Below are 13,030 nucleotides of genomic sequence, written 5' to 3'. Positions count from 1 at the left end.
GGACGTACTCTGGGCAGGCGCAGCTGGGGGGGGCTACTCCCCCTCGTCGCTCCATCACTCAACGAGGAGGAACCATGCGGTCATCTCTGCACCGTCGTCTCACCCTTCCGGTCGCCGTACTCGCGGCCGCCGGGATCGCCCTCGCGGGCTGCTCCAGCAGCAGCGACCCCAACGACCCGAACGCCGACGGCGGCGCGAGCTCCGGCGGCGCCGCGGGCGACGGCTCCGTCACCGTCTACGGCACGATCAACGGCGACGAGGCGACCCTGCTCGAGCAGTCCTGGGCGGACTGGGAGAAGGAGTCCGGGATCGACATCAAGTACACCGGCGACAAGGGCTTCGAGCAGCAGATCGGCATCAAGGTGCAGGGCGGCGACGTCCCCGACCTCGCGATCTTCCCGCAGCCGGGACTGCTCGCCGACACCGTCGCCTCGGGCAAGGTGAAGGAGCTGCCCGAGGGCGCCCTCGCGAACGTGAAGCAGAACTGGTCCGAGGACTGGCAGAAGTACGGCCAGGTCGACGGCACCCAGTACGGCGCGCCGCTGATGGCGAGCGTGAAGGGCTACGTCTGGTACTCGCCGGCGAAGTTCACGGAGTGGGGCGTCTCGGTCCCGACGACCTGGGACGAGATGGAGGCGCTGGGGAAGACCATCGCCGAGAAGTCGGGCGGACCGTCCTGGTGCGCCGGTTTCGCCTCCGACGCCGCGTCGGGCTGGCCGGGCACCGACTGGATCGAGGATGCGGTGCTGCGCGAGTCCGGTCCGGACGCCTACGACTCGTGGGTCGCGGGCGACACCCCGTTCACCGACCCGAAGATCAAGGCCGCGTTCGACTCGGTCGGCTCGATCCTGCTCGACCCGACGCTCGTGAACGCGGGCTACGGCGACGTGTCCTCGATCAACTCGACCGCCTTCGGTGACGTCGCGCAGAACATGGCCAACGGCACCTGCGCACTGACCCACCAGGCGTCCTTCTTCGAAGGCTTCCTCACCGGAGCCGACGCGACCGTGGCGGAGGACGGCGACGTCTGGGCGTTCCTCACCCCGCCGATCAAGGCGGACGACGACCAGGCCGTCACCGGCGGCGGCGAGTTCGTCGCCGCGTTCGCGGACGACGCGGACACCGCGAAGGTGCAGGAGTACCTGGCGAGCGCGGACTGGGCCAACAGCCGAGTGAAGCTCGGCGGCGTCATCTCGGCCAACACCGGCCTCGACCCGGCGAACGCGAGCAGCGACCTGCTGCGCAGCTCCATCTCGATCCTGCAGGACCCGGGCACCACGTTCCGCTTCGACGCCTCCGACCTGATGCCCAAGGCCGTCGGCTCCGACAGCTTCTTCAAGGGCATCGTGGACTGGATCGACGGCTCGAGCACCGACCAGGTCCTCGACACCATCCAGGCGGGTTACACCTCGTAGCGCGCATGCTGATCGAGTAGCCCGCGCAGCGGGCGTATCGAGATCCACCGTCTCCAGCAGGGCGGGTCTCGATACGCCGCCTCCCGCGGCTACCCGACCAGCATGGAACCGCCCGGAAGCTCGCGCAGCGTCCCTCCGCTTGCTGGTCGCGCGGCGGGCCTCAGCAGGTGGCCGCCGGGTAAGGGGCTCTCGTCGTGGACGTCGCGGGGGCGCCGCCGACCGTAGCGGTGCTGGTCACCGTCGCCGTTCCGGCCGGCATGCTCGTCGCGCGGACGGTAAAGGCGGCGCTGGCGGACTTGCCCGGCGCGACCTTCGGGAACGACTTCGTGCCGTGGCTGGTCTCGACCTTCAGGTCGGTCGGAACCGTCGCGTCGTTGCGGGCGCTGACGGTGAGCACGACCTTGCCGGCGACGCAGCGGCTCGACGCGCTGACGGTCGTCGGCAGTGTCGGGGCGATCGACACCGTGGTGGGCGTGCCGACGGCGACGGGCGCGATGGTGACCTTGTCGATGTTCGGGGCGTACGCCGTGGCGTTCCCGAGGACGATCGGCGCGGTCCCGGTGGTCAGCGTCAGGGGGACGGTGCGCTCCCAGAAGCTGTTCCACGAGATCGTGTAGCGGAAGTAGGCGCTGCCGACGGTGCCGGCGACCCCCTTCTCCGTCACGTCGATCCGGCGGTCGACGACCTGCGGGTTGTAGTCGTGGCGACCGCTGAGCTCGGCGTTGGAGTAGGTCACCGAGAGGTCGTAGGCGCCGGCGGTGTCGAAGCCCGCGGCCCGCGCGATCTCGAGGGTGTTGGCCGCGCCGTTGCCGACGAAGCCCACGTACTGCCCGCCCGACACGTTGGAGCCGGTGCTCGCGGCGAGCGAGGCGTTCGCCGCCGCACCCGTCTTCGTCGCGTTCTCGGCCTCGATCGTCGTCGCGGCGGAGTCGGAGTCGGCGGCGCGGGTCGTCGTCACGGTGCTGAGCAGCACGCCGGCGGTGGAGTGCAGCTCGATCTCGTTGATGCCCTCGACGAGGTGCAGTCGGGTGGTCGAGGACCAGAGTCCGGCCGATCCGGCGCTGACGGTGCTGACCTTGCGGCCGTTGACGGACACGTCGATGCTCGACGCTCCGCTCGTGCGGTAGTCGAGCGCGACGTCGTAGTAGCCGGTCTTCCACGCGTTGGCGTAGACGTCGGCGCGCTGCTGGCCGGCGATGCTCGCGAAGCCGCGCGCACCCGCCGTGTCGTAGACGACCTTGGCTCCTCCCGTGTAGCGCAGGGTCGAGGCCGGGTACACGGTCTTCTCGCCGTCGGTGACGTCGGTGAGGAGGAATTTGTCGAGGGTTATGTCGGCGTTCGGGAGCACCGTCGTGCCGTTCTCGCTGGCGCGCAGCGAGAGGGTGTGCTGGCCGGCGGTCAGCTCGACGGTCACCTCGGCGCTGCCGCGGTACTGCCACTTCTGCGTGTTCGTCAGGGCGAGGTCGGCGGTGTACTGCACGAGCTGGTTCTTCGCGCCGTCGACGAAGAGGGCGTGGCGCCCGGGGACGCCGGGCGTCGATCCGATCACCTGGAAGCGGTAGCTGCCGGTGCGCGGGACGGTGACGGTCCAGTCGGCCTTCGAGGAGGCGTTGTTGAACGATCCGACGTCGCGCCCGCCGGAGGCGAGGAACTTCCAACCGCCGCCGTCGGTGGGGTTCTGCGTGTAGGCCTGGGCGCCGGTGAGCGCCGTGTTCTCGGCCTCGATGCTGGTCTGCCAGCTCGCGGTGGTGCCGACGACGCGGTCCTGGGCGGGAGTGATGACCACCTGGTAGGCCGCGTAGCGGTCGTAGCTCGGGATCGCCAGATCGAGCGAGTCGGCGGCGAGGGCCGCTCCGTCGACGGCGGCGATCACGCGCGGCGTGCCGTGCACGCCCTGGGCGCCGGAGAGGGTCGCCTCGCGGACCTCGACGTCCACGGTCGAGCCGAAGACGGCCGGGTCGAGCCCGTCGAGATCGAGGGCGACGTTCTGCGCGCCCGAGCCGCCGTAGAGGACGGTCGCGCGCTTGTTCACCGGGTCGACCGCGCCGATGCCCTGCAGGGTGTCGGCGGTGTTCAGCTTCGGGGGCGTGACCGCGACGGTCTTCGAGCCGTCGAGGTCGCCGTACCACTTGAACATCCACCAGCCGGCGTTCGCCGCGTTGGGGCGGGCGCTGTTGTCGGAGAGGTTGCCGGCGTAGTTCCAGTAGGCGACCTGCGCGTCGACCTTCTCGTCCTCGAACATCGCGAGCCACTGGATCAGCTGGCCGGGCGTGCCCATGTCGCGCAGCATCCCGTACTCGGTGATGTTGATCGGGATGTCGGCGATCCCGCGGGCGTCCTCGAGGGCGCGGTAGTCCTCCAGGTGCGAGCGGAAGGTGGCGAGATTGTCGATGCCGAGCTCGTGCCAGATCATGACCTGCGGGAGCGTGCCGGTGGACTTCGCGTAGTCGAGGAAGTCCGCGGTGCGATCGGCGTGATAGGAGGCGTCGCCGGGTCCGCCGACGCGCGCGGTGCCCAGGCCGTGGCGGGCGTAGACCTTCTGGATGACGTCGTACGAGGCCTTCCAGTCGGCGAGGAAGGTGTCCTTCAGCGCACCCCAGTCGTTGTACCAGTTGCCGCCGTCCGGCTCGTTGAACGGGATGTGCACGTAGTCCTGCGGGCGGTCCGACTTCGTGGCGACCGCCTCGGTGACGAACTCGACGATCTCGAGGTAGTCCCACACTCCGTTCGGCGTGTTCGTGTACGTGCCGGTCGCCTGGTCGTAGGTGCGGGTGTCGCCCGGGCGCTGACCGCCGTTGTAGGCCCAGTCGGGGTAGTAGTCCTGCGTGTAGATGTACATGTCCTCGCCGTGCTTGGCGAAGAAGCCGTCCTCGACCTTGAGGGCGTCACCGCTCGGGTGCTGGGTGCCGAACGGCGCCTTCTGCGAGGTGTTGGTGATGTGCGCTCCGTCGATGAGCGCCTGCGTGGGCGCTCCTTCGTCGCCGAAGCCGTAGAGGGTGCCGGTGGCACCGCCGCGGAAATCGCCGGTGGACCGCGAGAAGTCCACGGCGAGGGTCTCGGAGCTGCCCGCCGCGCTCGCGGGGGCGGCGACCGCGACGAGGCCGAGTCCGCTGAGGGCGACGCCGATCGCGGCGGCGCAGGCCAGTGCTCTGGAGGCTTTCATCATCGAATGCTCTTCCTGTGGGAGGGGACGGCGAGGCGCCGCTGCCAGCACGATAGCGATTTCAGACTCGGCGAGCCAGAGAATTCTGAAATCGGTATCGCATGTCCATCGTCCTCAGCGATAACGGTTTCATCTCGCCCTTGCGCTCAACTGAAATCGGTATCAGTATCAGTCGAGCTTCCACCGGGAGCGAGCCCTTCCCACTCCACGACGACGAGGAGCCCCTGTGCCGAACGACCTGACCTGGGGAGACCCCGAGGACCTGCAGCTGACGTTCGCCTGCGACGCCGATGCTCCGTTCCGGCTGGTCGCGCTGACGGCCCGCGGTGTCGCGCTCCGGGCGACGCACGTCGCTCCGTTCTTCGAGATCACCACCGTCGCCGCCGGTCACGCCCCGGCGAGCAGCCGGCTGACCCACTCGCAGCTCGGCACCGCACTGCGCTACGTCTCGCACCGCGAGAGCGTCGTCGACGGCCTCGACGTGCTGGAGGTCACGGCTGAGGCGCCGGGACTGGTCGCGACCGCCGTGCTCCGGAGGGTGCCCGGCGTCGCCGCCGTCACCTCCGAGGTCGTCGTCCGCGCGGTCGAGCGGCAGGTGCTGCGCTCAGTCGTCTCCTGGAGCTGCGACCCGGGCGCCACCGTGAATGACGCGGCGGTGTCCGGCAAGGAGTCCTTCGCCCGCTGGTCGCTGCTGCGCGGCCGCAACGACTGGCTCGGCGAGGGCCGCTGGAGCAGCACGCCGCTGCGCGAGGCCGGCCTGGTCACCCTCCGCGAGGACATCACCGGGCACGACCCGCGCGGCGCGGTCGGCGCGGTCTCGACCGGCAGCTGGTCCACCGGAGAGCAGCTCCCGGTCGCCGGCCTCCACGCCCCCGACGCCGCCCTCCTCTGGCAGATCGAGCACAACGGCGCCTGGCGCTGGGAGGTCGGCGAGGACATCGACGGCGGCTCGATCGCCCTCTCCGGCCCGACGGACCTCGACCACGGCTGGCTCTGCGTGCTCGAGCCCGGCGAGGAGTTCCGCTCCGTCCCCGTCACGGTCGCCGTCGGCGCCGACACGACGGCCGCCGCGGACGCCCTCACCCTCAGCCGCCGGGCCCGGCGCCGCGCGCACCCGGACAACGCGGCGATGCCCGTCGTCTTCAACGACTACATGAACACCCTCGACGGCGACCCGACCACCGCGAAGCTGCTGCCGCTGATCGACGCCGCGTCCGCCGCAGGAGCCGAGATCTTCTGCATCGACGCCGGCTGGTACGACGACAGCGGGGTCGCCGGCGGCTGGTGGAGCAGCGTCGGCGCCTGGCAGCCGTCCACGGTCCGCTTCCCGGACGGCCTCTGCGAGGTGATCGAGCGGATCCGCGCGCGCGGCCTGGTCCCGGGGCTGTGGCTCGAGCCCGAGGTCATCGGCGTGGACAGCCCCCTGGCCGGCGAGCTCCCGGACGACGCGTTCCTGCAGCGGGCCGGCGCGCGGATCGAGGAGCACGAGCGGTTCCACCTCGACCTGCGCCACCCCGCGGCGCGCGCGCACCTCGACGCGACGGTCGACCGCCTGATCGCCGACTTCGGCATCGGCTTCTTCAAGCTCGACTACAACATCGACGCCGGCCCCGGCACCGACCGCGACGCCGACTCGATCGGCGCGGGCCTGCTCGGCCACAACCGCGCCTACCTCGCCTGGCTCGACGGCGTGCTCGAGCGGCATCCGACCCTGGTGATCGAGAGCTGCTCCTCGGGCGCGATGCGGCAGGACTGGGCCGTGATGTCCCGCCTGCAGATGCAGTCGACCTCCGACCAGCAGGACTTCCGCCGCTACCCGCCGATCGCGGCCGCCGCGCCGATGATGCTCCTCCCGGAGCAGGCCGCCAGCTGGGCGTACCCGCAGGCCGACATGGACGACGAGGAGATCGCGTTCTGCCTGGTCACCGGGCTCCTCGGCCGGTTCTACCTCTCGGGCTACCTCAACCGGATGTCCGACCCGCAGCTCGCCCTGGTGCACGAGGCCGTCGCCGCGGCGAAGCGGCTCCGCGCTCCGATCGCGGCGTCCCTCCCGCGCTGGCCGCTCGGGCTGCCGGGCTGGACGGACGACGCGGTCGCCCTGGCGCTGCGGACCGAGGACGAGCACCTGGTCTCGGTCTGGCGCCGCAGCGGCAGCGACGACGTCGTGCTGCGCGTCCCGGAGCTGCGCGGGCAGGACGTCGACGTCTCGGTCGTGTTCCCGGTCGCGCTGACGGCGTGGCCCGTCGAGTGGGAGCCCAGCACTGCCCGCCTCACCGTCCGGCCCACCGGCTCCGGTCCCTCCGCCCGCACCTTCCGCCTGTCCCTCCGCACCACCTGACCCCTGCCGGATCCACCCGTCCCGGCACACCCTCTCCCCTCACAGAAAGCTCGAGTATTTCGATGAAGAAGTCACTCCTCAGCGCGGCCGTCCTCGCGGCGGCCTCCGCCCTGCTCCTCGCCGGCTGCAGCGACCCCGGGGCCGGCGGCGGAACCGCGGGCGGCGACGCCGCACCCGCCTCCTGGCCCGCCCAGGACGCCGATCTGTCCGGCACCGACCTCACCATCTGGGCCGCGCAGAACTCCAACACCGTCCCGGAGTCGGTGATCGAGGGCTTCGAGGAGCTCACCGGCGCCAGCGTCGACGTCGAGACGATCCCGGACCCCTACGAGCAGGGCGTGCAGACCAAGGTCGCCACCGGCGACAAGCCCGATCTCGCCTTCTGGCAGCCCACCGCCTCGCAGCTCACCGCGCTGAACGCGTCGACGAACCTGCAGAGCCTCGACGGAGCGCCCTGGCTCGAGGACGTCGACCCCTCGCTGAAGGACATCACCGGCCTGCTCGACGACACCCGCTACGCCGCGCTGGTCACCACCCCCGCGGTCGAGGGCGTCTACTACAACAAGAAGGTCTTCGAGGCGAACGGCATCACGGAGACGCCGACCGACTGGGACTCGTTCCTCGCGACCGCCCGCCAGCTCAAGACCGCCGGCGAGACGCCGTTCTTCGAGATGGGTGCCGACCGCTGGGCCACCCAGTGGTGGGTGCAGGTGCAGCTCGCCGACGCTGCGAAGGACGGCCTCTGGGACCGCGTGAACTCGGGCGAGGAGAAGTTCACCGACCCGACGATCCAGGGCACGATCGACACCTACAAGGGTCTGATCGACGAGGGCCTGTTCAACGAGGATATCAAGACCGCCACCTTCGAGGACCAGGGCGCGGCCCTGCTCGCCGGCGACGCCGCGATGGTCGTCCAGGTCAACTCCTTCTTCGGCCAGCTGCAGTCGCTGTCCGACACCGCGACGCTGAACGACACGATCGGCTTCTTCCCGATCTCGCCCTCGGGCAACGTCGGCACCTTCATCCCGGACCAGTCGAACGCGCTCGTCGCCTTCGCGACCGGAGACGAGAAGAAGGAGGCGGCCTCGCGCCAGTTCCTCTCCTACTGGCTCGGCGACGGCTACTCGGACTTCGTCACCGCGCAGGACACCATCTCGCTCCAGCCCTCGGTCACCACGCCCGACACCGTGCCCACCGCGCTCGTCTCGGTCAGCGACTCCGTCGGCGACTCGGTCGGCTCGATGCAGGCCCAGGCCATCGCGAACCCCGACCTGTACATCTACCTCGCCGACATGATCCAGGGCACCAAGACCCCGGAGCAGGTCGCGCAGGCCACGCAGGACCAGTTCGCGCAGCTCGCGAAGGCGCAGGGCGCCACCGGCTTCTAGCCGCTCGACACCGGGGCCCGGCCACGACGGCGGGCCCCGGACCCTCCCGCGCACGACCCCCTCTCTCGAAAGGCAGTGCCCCGCGTGTCCACCACCCGAGCCGCCGCGCCACCCCGGGTCCTCGCCCGCGCCGTGAAGACCGGCGGCATGCCGAGCGGACGCCGCTCCGACCACCCGCTGGTCTTCCTCGTGCCGGCCCTCCTGGTCCTGATCGTCTTCTTCTTCGTGCCGACGGTGTTCAACTTCGTCTACGCCTTCACCGACTGGTCCAGCTTCAAGGCCGCCATCGGCTTCGTCGGCGTCGCGAACTTCGTCGACCTCTTCCAGAGCGGCACGCTGATCCAGGCGCTGCGGGTGACGCTGGTCTACGCGGTGCTCGTCGCGGTCTTCCAGAACGTCTTCGGCCTGATCCTCGCGCTGCTGTTGGAGAAGGACACCCGGGTCAACCGCTTCGCCCGGGTGATGTTCTTCATCCCGGTGATCATGTCCGCCCTCGCGGTCGGCTACGTCTTCCAGGCGCTGCTCAAGCCCGACGGCGCGCTGAACGGGATCCTCTCCTTCGTCTCCGGGCAGCCGGTCTCGATCGCCTGGCTCGGCGACACCACCTGGACGATCGTCGTCGTCGCCCTGATCCACTCCTGGAAGTGGATGGGCCTGTCGATGCTCATCTACCTGGCCGGGCTCAAGACGATCTCCGGCGACGTGCTCGAGGCCGCGCGCTTGGACGGCTCCTCCTGGTGGCAGACCTTCCGCGACATCCGCTTCCCGCTGATCGCGCCGGCGCTGACCTTCAACGTCGCCACCGCGCTGCTGGGCTCGATGAACGGCTTCGACATCGTCCAGGCCACCACCGAGGGCGGCCCCGGCGGCACGACCGAGCTGCTCAACATCTTCATCTTCCGCACCTTCGGCCAGGGCCTGTTCGCGCAGGCGACGACGATGAGCCTGATCCTCTTCGTCACCGTCGCCGTCCTCGCCTTCCCCGTCATCCGCACCCTGCGCCGTCGAGAGGACGTCCTGTGAGCACCGTCATCGAGCGACCGGTCACGTCCACTCCCGCCGCCCCGGAGTCGCGGGTCCGCCGCTCCCGCCGCCCGCTGCTGCAGCCGATCGCCGCCCTCGCCAGCGTCGCCCTGCTGCTCGGCGTGCCGTTCTGGCTGATCGTCAGCACCGCGGGCAAGACCCAGGCGGAGGCGCTGAACCCCAACCTCGCCGCCCCCTCGCAGTGGCAGCTGCTCGAGAACTTCGCGACCGTCTTCACCGACGGCCGCATGGTCCCCGCGTTCCTCGGCAGCGTCCTCGTGATGGTGCCCTCGGTGCTCGGTGTGCTCGTGCTCGGCTCGATGGCCGCCTGGATCCTCGGCCGCCGCACCGGTCGCGGGATGGCCGTCGTCTATGCGCTCGCCATCAGCGGCATCGTCCTGCCGCCCGCGGTCGTCACCGTGGTGCTGCTGCTGCGCCAGCTCGGCCTCGCCGGCACCGCCGTCGGCATGGTCGGCGTCTACATGGGGATGTACCTCTCGACCGTGATCTTCTTCGTCACCGGCTTCGTCCGCACCATTCCGGCGGAGCTGGAGGAGGCGGCCCGCGTCGACGGCGCGCGGCCGATCCGGGTGTTCTTCACGATCATCCTGCCGCTGCTGATGCCGGTGCTCGCGACCGCGACGATCCTGATCTGCCTCTACATCTGGAACGACGTCTTCTACGCGCTCTTCGTGGTCGGCGGCCGCCTCGACACCCTGCCGCTGAACCTCTACCAGGTCGCCAGCGCCGGGCTCTACCTGCAGAACTGGCACCTGATCTTCTCCTATATCATCCTGATGAGCCTGCCCCTGCTCCTGGTGTTCGTCTTCGCGCAGCTCAAGATCATCTCCGGCATCACGAGCGGCGCGGTGAAGTGACCACCGCCGGAGCCCGCGGCACCGAGCCGGTCGCCCTCGCTCCGTCGTGGCTCGCCGGGCACTTGCAGGACGGTCGAGGACGGAAGCGGGACGGCGTGACGCGCGACAGGTCGACGAGGGCCCCGGTCATCGCCGACGTCGCCCGCCTCGCGGGCGTCTCGGTCCCGACCGTGTCGCGGGTGCTGACCGGCGCCGCGCGGGTCGCCCCCGACAAGCGCGAGCGAGTGCTCGCCGCCATCGCGGAGCTCAACTACCGGCCCAGCGCCGTCGCCCGGAACCTCGTCACCCGGCGCTCGCGCACCATCGCCGTCGTCGCCGGCAACACCTCGCAGTACGGCTACGCCGAGGCGATCCGCGGCATCGAGGAGGAGGCGCGCGCCGGCGGCTGGACCGTCACCATCACCGTCGTCGAGTCGGCGGACCCGGAGCACGTCGAGCGGGCGCTCTCCTCGGTGCTCGACCAGAGCCCCGACGGGATCGTCGTCCTCAAGTTCGATCCGCCCGGCGTGGCCGTGCTCGCGGCGATCCCGGAGACCGTGCCGGTCGTCGCGCTCTCGGGGGTCCGCGGGCGGCGGCCGCAGGCGGTGCTCGACGAGCTCCGCGCAGCTCAGGCGCTGACCGAGCACCTGCTCGAGCTGGGGCACGCGACGGTGCACCACATCCGCATCCCGCCGTCGCGGCGCGAGGACGGACGCACGACCGGCTGGCGCCGCGCGCTGAAGGCCGCGGGAGTGGCCACGGCGCCGACCCCGTTCGAGGCGACCTGGGAGCCCGAGTCCGGGCGGCTGCTCGCCGCTCGGCTGGTCGAGGACCCCAGCGTCACCGCCGTCTTCTGCGGCAACGACGAGATCGCGATGGGCGTGATCAAGGGCATCACCGAGGCCGGGCTGCGCGTCCCCGAGGACATCAGCGTCGTCGGCTTCGACGACCACCCGCTCGCCCGGATGTGGACACCCGCCCTGACCACCGTCCGCCAGGACTTCGCCGGCCTCGGCCGCCGCGGCTTCGGCCTGCTCCTCACCGCGATGGAGGGCCGCACGGGCGCCGCCTTCTCCTCCGAGCTCCCGGAGCTCGTCCTCCGCGAGAGCGCCGCGGCCCCGCGCCCGCGCGCCTGACCGCCGGCTGCTCGAGGAGAGGCACGCCTCCCGGAGGGGTGGGTCTCGATACGCCGCCTGCGTCGGCTACTCGACCAGCATGCACGGCGGCGCAGACCGTCCCCTCCCCCGTGAGTAGGGCCGCCCGAGTCCATGCTGATCGAGCAGCCCGCGCAGCGGGCCCCCGCATGCTGATCGAGTAGCCCGCGCAGCGTGCGTATCGAGATCCACCGTCGCCGGACACGTCGAGCGCCTTGCTCCTGCCGCAGCGTCATGTGGTCTGCTCGAAGCACGTCCCGACCCGACCCGGAAGGCCCGCCATGCATCCGTTCCCGACCCCGCCCCGTGAGGTCCTGATCGGCGACGCCGCGGCGTTCGTCGGCGTCACTCCCCGGGGGATCCGTCACTACCACCAGGTCGGCCTGCTCCCCGAGCGCGAGCGCGGCGGCGACGGGCGCCGCCGGTACGGCTACGAGGAGATCATCCGGCTGCTCTGGATCCGCCGGATGGCCGAGGCGGGCATCGCCCTCGACGACGTGCGCGACGCCTTCGCCGGCGCCGCGCCGGACAGTGCGGACGGCGCGGACGAGGTCGCGGACGTCCTCGCGCGGCTGGAGGACACCCTCGCCGCGCAGGAGGCCGAGCTGCAGCGGCAGCGGGCGTCGGTGCAGCGCATGCGCTCCCTCGGCAGCCGGCTGGGCCTGCTCGACGACCTCGTCTCCGGCCGCCTCGAGGGCGCGCCCGAGGGCTCGCTGCGCCAGGACGACCTGGACGTCCTGCTGGTCACCGAGCGGGTGTTCGGCCCGCTCGGCGCCGCCATCCAGGCGGGCCGCTTCGCCGCGCTCGCCGCGCACCCCGAGCTGCGCGCCGCGTCCGACCGCGTCGACGCCGCCGAGGAGGCCCTGGACGATACCGTCGCCGTCGACGACCCCCGCGTCGCGCAGGTGGCGGCCGAGCGGCACGCCTTCGAGACGGAACTGCTGCGCGTCTGCGTCGAGTCCGGTCAGCTGGAGGAGGACGACGCTCTCGCCGACGCCTGGGACGAGCGGCACCCGCCCGAGGACGCCGAGACGCCCGCCCCCGCGGCCGATGCGCGCGCCCGGAGCGCGGCGGACGTCATCCGGAGCCTGCCCTACGACTTCTCCCCCGCCCGCGTGCGCTGCATGGAGCTGGCCGTGCAGCTCGGCGTGGAGGAGCCGCCGGCGTCCTGACCGCCCGGGTCAGCCCGCGCGGATGCGGTCGGCGAGCTCCCGCGCGTCCTCGTCGCCGGGGAGGATCTGCACCGAGTCGCCCTCGATCGCCTGCGTCACCGCCACGGCCGAGACGACCACGTCGCCGGCCCGCAGCAGCAGGCGCGCGTCCGGGCCGGCGTCCGCCGCCTCCGCCGTCGCGTCCTGGAAGAGCTCGGCGCCGTCCTCGTCGAAGCGCACGTCGACGGTTTGGGCGTCGCCGGTGCCGGACACCTCGACCGAGGCGACACCCGCCCGGGTGAACGCCGCCGGGTCGACGAGCACGTCCTGGCCGCCGACCGCGGTGCACTGCGGATCCGCGCCCGCCTCGCAGACCGCGGACACGGCGAGGTCGAGCCCGCCGCCGGACCCCTCCGGCTCGGGATCCGCGGGCGAGGCGCAGCCGGAGAGCGCGAGCAGAAGGATCCCGACGGCTCCTGCGATGGTGTGCTGACGCCCCACGATGCCCCCCTCGGGTCTCGGAGCGCGCCACGATACCGAA

The 13,030-nt window shown here is 71.4% G+C and carries 9 protein-coding genes; 7 read left to right on the top strand and 2 right to left on the bottom strand.

Annotation, left to right across the window (positions count from 1 at the left end):
* Positions 1–74 precede the first annotated feature (74 nt).
* The gene (locus tag MT355_RS10675; protein ID WP_243599497.1) at positions 75–1,415 is read left to right on the top strand and encodes an ABC transporter substrate-binding protein; all 1,341 of its coding nucleotides are present in this window, start codon (positions 75–77) and stop codon (positions 1,413–1,415) included.
* Between the two features lie 160 nt (positions 1,416–1,575).
* Here MT355_RS10675 and MT355_RS10670 read toward each other — a convergent pair whose 3' ends face one another.
* Positions 1,576–4,578 (bottom strand): CBM35 domain-containing protein, encoded by a 3,003-nt coding sequence (locus MT355_RS10670; RefSeq protein ID WP_243599496.1) that lies wholly within the window; start codon positions 4,576–4,578, stop codon positions 1,576–1,578.
* Between the two features lie 226 nt (positions 4,579–4,804).
* On the opposite strand from MT355_RS10670, the gene MT355_RS10665 reads away from it, so the two are divergent.
* The 6 genes from MT355_RS10665 to MT355_RS10640 all read left to right on the top strand — a co-directional run bounded on the left by MT355_RS10665 (position 4,805) and on the right by MT355_RS10640 (position 12,510).
* A complete protein-coding gene (locus tag MT355_RS10665; protein WP_243599495.1) occupies positions 4,805–6,916 on the top strand; it encodes a glycoside hydrolase family 36 protein in 2,112 nt (703 codons plus the stop codon).
* A 62-nt stretch (positions 6,917–6,978) separates the two neighbouring features.
* Positions 6,979–8,304: an ABC transporter substrate-binding protein gene (locus MT355_RS10660; protein ID WP_243599494.1), complete on the top strand. Its 1,326-nt coding sequence runs from the start codon at positions 6,979–6,981 to the stop codon at positions 8,302–8,304.
* Positions 8,305–8,388: 84 nt separating this feature from the next.
* Positions 8,389–9,327: a carbohydrate ABC transporter permease gene (locus MT355_RS10655; protein ID WP_243599493.1), complete on the top strand. Its 939-nt coding sequence runs from the start codon at positions 8,389–8,391 to the stop codon at positions 9,325–9,327.
* Complete coding sequence (locus tag MT355_RS10650) at positions 9,324–10,205, top strand: carbohydrate ABC transporter permease (RefSeq protein WP_243599492.1); 882 nt, start codon at positions 9,324–9,326, stop codon at positions 10,203–10,205. The genes MT355_RS10655 and MT355_RS10650 overlap by 4 nt, the downstream gene beginning before the upstream one ends.
* Positions 10,202–11,320, top strand: coding sequence for a LacI family DNA-binding transcriptional regulator (locus tag MT355_RS10645; protein WP_243599491.1), 1,119 nt, complete (start codon positions 10,202–10,204; stop codon positions 11,318–11,320). Before MT355_RS10650 ends, MT355_RS10645 begins: the two co-directional genes overlap by 4 nt.
* Before the next feature lie 299 nt (positions 11,321–11,619).
* Positions 11,620–12,510, top strand: a complete 891-nt coding sequence (locus MT355_RS10640; protein WP_243599490.1) for a MerR family transcriptional regulator — start codon at positions 11,620–11,622, stop codon at positions 12,508–12,510.
* Positions 12,511–12,519: 9 nt separating this feature from the next.
* Here MT355_RS10640 and MT355_RS10635 read toward each other — a convergent pair whose 3' ends face one another.
* Positions 12,520–12,990, bottom strand: coding sequence for a hypothetical protein (locus MT355_RS10635; RefSeq protein WP_243599489.1), 471 nt, complete (start codon positions 12,988–12,990; stop codon positions 12,520–12,522).
* Positions 12,991–13,030: the final 40 nt, after the last annotated feature.

The sequence above is a fragment of the Rathayibacter sp. VKM Ac-2929 genome (assembly GCF_022815495.1).
Classification (GTDB): Bacteria; Actinomycetota; Actinomycetes; order Actinomycetales; family Microbacteriaceae; genus Rathayibacter; species Rathayibacter festucae.
Note: the sequence above shows the minus strand (reverse complement) of the source record. Positions and strands in the feature narration are given on the sequence as shown.

Coding starts and splice junctions, on each gene's coding strand:
- MT355_RS10675 (WP_243599497.1), top strand. CDS start 75: ATGCGGTCATCTCTGCACCGTCGTCTCACCCTTCCGGTCGCCGTACTC.
- MT355_RS10670 (WP_243599496.1), bottom strand. CDS start 4,578: ATGAAAGCCTCCAGAGCACTGGCCTGCGCCGCCGCGATCGGCGTCGCC.
- MT355_RS10660 (WP_243599494.1), top strand. CDS start 6,979: ATGAAGAAGTCACTCCTCAGCGCGGCCGTCCTCGCGGCGGCCTCCGCC.
- MT355_RS10640 (WP_243599490.1), top strand. CDS start 11,620: ATGCATCCGTTCCCGACCCCGCCCCGTGAGGTCCTGATCGGCGACGCC.